This window comes from Gordonibacter pamelaeae 7-10-1-b (assembly GCF_000210055.1).
Classification (GTDB): Bacteria; Actinomycetota; Coriobacteriia; order Coriobacteriales; family Eggerthellaceae; genus Gordonibacter; species Gordonibacter pamelaeae.
In genome coordinates this window covers 602,301-606,115 of the sequence record NC_021021.1, presented here as the reverse complement: position 1 = coordinate 606,115, position 3,815 = coordinate 602,301, and the positions used below count along the sequence as shown (strand labels likewise).

At 67.1% G+C, this 3,815-nt stretch carries 5 protein-coding genes; all 5 read left to right on the top strand.

Annotation, left to right across the window (positions count from 1 at the left end; translation table 11 throughout):
* Positions 1–1,462 (top strand): phytoene desaturase family protein (locus GPA_RS02865; RefSeq protein WP_041238881.1); only part of this gene is annotated, 1,462 nt, incomplete at its 5' end.
* Between the two features lie 210 nt (positions 1,463–1,672).
* Entirely contained in the window at positions 1,673–2,044 is a 372-nt protein-coding gene (locus tag GPA_RS02860) for a GntR family transcriptional regulator (protein WP_041238880.1), read from the top strand.
* Positions 2,037–2,333 (top strand): ATP-binding cassette domain-containing protein, encoded by a 297-nt coding sequence (locus GPA_RS19910; protein ID WP_227155161.1) that lies wholly within the window; start codon positions 2,037–2,039, stop codon positions 2,331–2,333. The genes GPA_RS02860 and GPA_RS19910 overlap by 8 nt, the downstream gene beginning before the upstream one ends.
* Positions 2,234–2,824, top strand: coding sequence for an ATP-binding cassette domain-containing protein (locus GPA_RS02855; protein ID WP_015538877.1), 591 nt, complete (start codon positions 2,234–2,236; stop codon positions 2,822–2,824). The genes GPA_RS19910 and GPA_RS02855 overlap by 100 nt, the downstream gene beginning before the upstream one ends.
* A gap of 4 nt (positions 2,825–2,828) precedes the next feature.
* The gene (locus GPA_RS02850) at positions 2,829–3,518 is read left to right on the top strand and encodes a hypothetical protein (RefSeq protein WP_015538876.1); all 690 of its coding nucleotides are present in this window, start codon (positions 2,829–2,831) and stop codon (positions 3,516–3,518) included.
* Positions 3,519–3,815: the final 297 nt, after the last annotated feature.

The following is a 3,815-nucleotide window of genomic DNA, read 5'->3' as shown; positions in this document are numbered from 1 at the left end:
GGCCGGCATCGCGGGACTCGCGGCGGGGGTGTACGCGCGCCAGAGCGGCTTCGACGTCACCGTCTTCGAGTCGCACACGATCCCTGGCGGCGCGTCGACCAGCTGGAGCCGCAAGGGCTACCTCTTCGAAGGAGGTATGCACTGGCTCACGGGATCGTCGCCGAAGACCGCGCTCAACGCGGTGTGGACGGAGATCGGCGCGCTGAACCCGGAGGTGCCCGTCTACGTGCGCGACCCTTTCCTCGTCTACGAGTTCGAAGGGCGGACCGTCTGCCTCTATCGCGACCTCGACCGGCTCGAGAAGCACCTGCTGGACGTCGCGCCCGAGGACGCGCGCGAGATACGCCGTCTGGTCAAGGACGTGCGGAAGTTCATGAAGATGGACATGCCCGTCACCGACCTCAAGGGCGTGCAGGCGGCCGAACCCCGCAAGATGGGACTCGGGGCGATGCTGCCGATGCTGCCGGCGATGCCGCGCATGCCCTTCTATGCGAACCAGACCGCCCGCGCCTTCGCCGAGCGATTCTCGAGCCCTCTTCTGCGCACCCTGTTCTCGAGCATGGTCGGCGAGGACATGAGCGCGATGGGCCTCGCCTTCACGCTCTCGACGCTGGCCGCAGGCGACGGCGGCTACCCGCTGGGAGGCTCGCTCGCCATGGCGCGGCGCATCGCGGAGACGCTGGAGCGGCTGGGAGGCCGCATCGAGTACCGCACGCCGGTGGAGCGCGTGGCGGTGGTGGGCAGCCGCGCGACGGGCGTGGTCGTGGACGGCGAGGAGCGCGCCTTCGACGCCGTGATCGTGACGCAGGACCTGCGCATGGCCGTCGACGAGCTGTTCGACCCGCCGATTGCCGAAGGGTGGGCCGACGACCTGCGGGCGAACGTCTCGCCGATCCTCGACACGTTCGTGAGCCTCGGCGTCCGCGCCGACCTCTCGGACGTGCCCGAATCGGTCGGCTTCCCCGTCGACGAGCCTGTCTTCTGCGGCGGGCAGCGCCACGACGCGCTCGCCATCAACAACTACGCCGCCTACGAGGGCTACGCGCCCGCGGGCTGCACGGCCATGACGCTGTTCATGAACGGCGACACCTACGACTGGTGGGCGGCGCGCAAGGCCGACGGCACCTACGCCGAGGAGAAGCGGAAGCTCGCCGAGGCAGTGATCGCCGCGGTGTCGAGGAAGTACCCGCAGATCGAGGGCAAGGTGGAGGTGTGGGACGTGGCCACGCCGCTCACCTACGAGCGCTACCTGCACTCGTACAAGGGCTCGTGGATGTCCAACATGGCCCCGGGCGAGAAGACGCGCAGCTACCCGGCGAAGCCCGAGGGCATCGCAGGCGCGTACTTCGCCGGCCAGCGTCTCGTCGCCCCCGGCGGCCTGCCCACTGCGGTGGAGACCGCCCGCACCGCCGTCCAGCACCTCTGCCGCGACACGGACACGGTGTTCCAAGGGGTGCTCTGAGGTGCGCGGATAGGATGTTTCACGTGAAACATCCGTGCTAAATCGCCAGATGTATTGCGCGAATTAGTAGAGTTGCGAACGCGAGGGAGGCGCGTTGGGTCGAACGATCCGGCGCGCCTCCCTTTTTCTGCTTGACATCCCATCGCACTGCCCGTACACTGCTGGTTAGTTACTTGAGTAACTAACCAGCAAGGAAAGGACGGAGGAATCGTGAACATCGATCCGGGGCGCGACGTGCCGCTGTTCGTGCAGATCGCCGAGCAGATCGAGGACGACGTCTTCACGGGCGCGTACGCCGAAGGGGACCGCGTCCCCTCGACCAACGAGCTCGCGGCGCTGCTCGGCATCAACCCGCACACCGTCCTCAAGGGCATGAACATCCTCGTGGACGAGGGCATCATCTACAAGAGGAGGGGGATGGGCATGTACGTGCAGGACGGCGCGCGCGAGAAAGTGCGCGCGAAGCGCGAGAGCGCCTTCGACGAGCGCTACGTGAGTGCGCTCGTGGCCGAGGCGAAGAAGCTGGGCCTGACGAAAGAGCAGGTCATCGACCTCATCGAGAAGGGATACGATCATGCGTGAGCTGCGCGCCGAGCATTTGACGAAGCGGTTCGGGAAGACGACGGCGCTCGACGACGTGTCGCTGTCCTTCGAATACGGGAAGATCCACGCGCTCCTCGGCCGCAACGGCGCGGGCAAGACGACGCTGCTGGGCATCGCGTCCAACCGCCTCGTGCCCACGGAGGGCCGCATCCTGGTGGACGGCGAGCTATGCACGTGGATGACCTCATCGAGCAGATGGGTCGCTTCCACGAGGGGTTCGACGCCAAGCGCGCCAAGCGCTTGGCTAAGGCGTTCGACCTCGATGTGAAGGCGAAGACGGGCGCGCTCTCCACCGGCTACCGCACCATCTGCCAGCTCGTGCTGGCGCTCTCGCTCGACGCGGACTACCTGCTGCTCGACGAGCCGGTACTGGGCCTGGACGCCGCCCATCGCGAGCTGTTCTACCAGCTGCTGATGGAGGACTACCTGGAGCGCCCGCGCACGGTGGTCATCGCCACGCACCTCATCGAGGAGGTGGCGAACCTCGTGGAGCGCGTCACCATCATCGACGAGGGTCGCGTGCTCATGCAGGCCTCGGCCGACGAGCTGCGCTCGAGCGGCTACAGCGTGTCGGGGCGCGCAGCCGACGTGCGCGCGTACTGCGAAGGGCTCGACGTGCTCGACGTCGACGAGCTGGGCGGCGTTGCGGTGGCGTACCTCTTGGGCACTCCGGACGCCGAGCGGTTGAACGACCGTCTGGACACGGCGCCCGTCAACCTGCAGAAACTGTTCGTCAAACTGACCGAGAAGGGGGAGTGACCTCATGAAACTCAAAGCGGCCATCCGCTACCAAGCTGTGGAGCTCGTGCAGAGCGCGGCGGTGTTCTGCCTGATCATCGGGGCTATCATCGCCGCTGTGGCCCTGATCGGCCTCACGAAGGGCGCTTATCTGTCGGTGCCTAACATGGGGTTCCTGCCCTACTTCCTCATGCCCCTGCTCGCCCTTTCCACGTTCCAAGGCGACATTCGCTTCCTTATGCAGATGGGGCTCACGCGCCCTCAGGTCATCGCGAGCACGGTTGCGTCGTTGGGGGCGGCCTGCCTGTTCCTCGGTCTCGTCGAAGCCGCGTGCGTGATCCTCGTGTCGTTCTGGCCGCAGATGCAGTCGTTGTACTTGATGTCGTACGGGCTCAGCAACGGTCCTGCGCTCGACTTCCTGTTCATGGCTCTGGGGTGCGCCGCGACTTCGGGCGCGGGACTCGCGTTTGCCGCGCTGCAGATGCGTTTCGGCACGCGGCGCGTCGTGCTCGCCTGCGCGGCGTTGGTCTTGGTAGGGCTCACGATTTTGACGAACGTCGAGGGAGCGGCCTGGGCATTTGCCGGAACCATGTCTTGGCTGCTCGGCTTCGGCGAAGGGGCGAGCTTGGCGAACCCGTTTCTCCTGTTCGCTGTCGTGACGGCCCTCGGCGTGCTCGTTGCCTGGGCTGCTGTCCGCCGCATCGAGGTTCGCTGAACCTGAGGGGCGTGTCGAGGGAACCGTTCCCTCGACACGCCCCCGCGTCGTCAACCGGGGGGTGGCGGGTCGTTGACGGGCGCCGTCTGCGGCTCCGTCGCTCGCTGCGCGTCGCCTACCATGAGCGGGATAGGCATCCATTCGGGCGACGAGGCGGTGAGGCGGGCATGGCGAATCGCAGGGCGCGGGGCGGCGTCGATCCCTCCCAGGTCGCACGTCACTTCCTGTTTGCTCTCGCGGCGGGCGTCGCGGGGGCCGCGGCCTCCATCGCGCTCTCGCTCGCCGTCGACCTCGCCG

Excerpts from the sequence above, each read along its gene's own strand:
- GPA_RS19910 (WP_227155161.1), top strand. The coding sequence starts at position 2,037 with ATGCGTGAGCTGCGCGCCGAGCATTTGACGAAGCGGTTCGGGAAGACG.
- GPA_RS02855 (WP_015538877.1), top strand. The coding sequence starts at position 2,234 with ATGCACGTGGATGACCTCATCGAGCAGATGGGTCGCTTCCACGAGGGG.
- GPA_RS02850 (WP_015538876.1), top strand. The coding sequence starts at position 2,829 with ATGAAACTCAAAGCGGCCATCCGCTACCAAGCTGTGGAGCTCGTGCAG.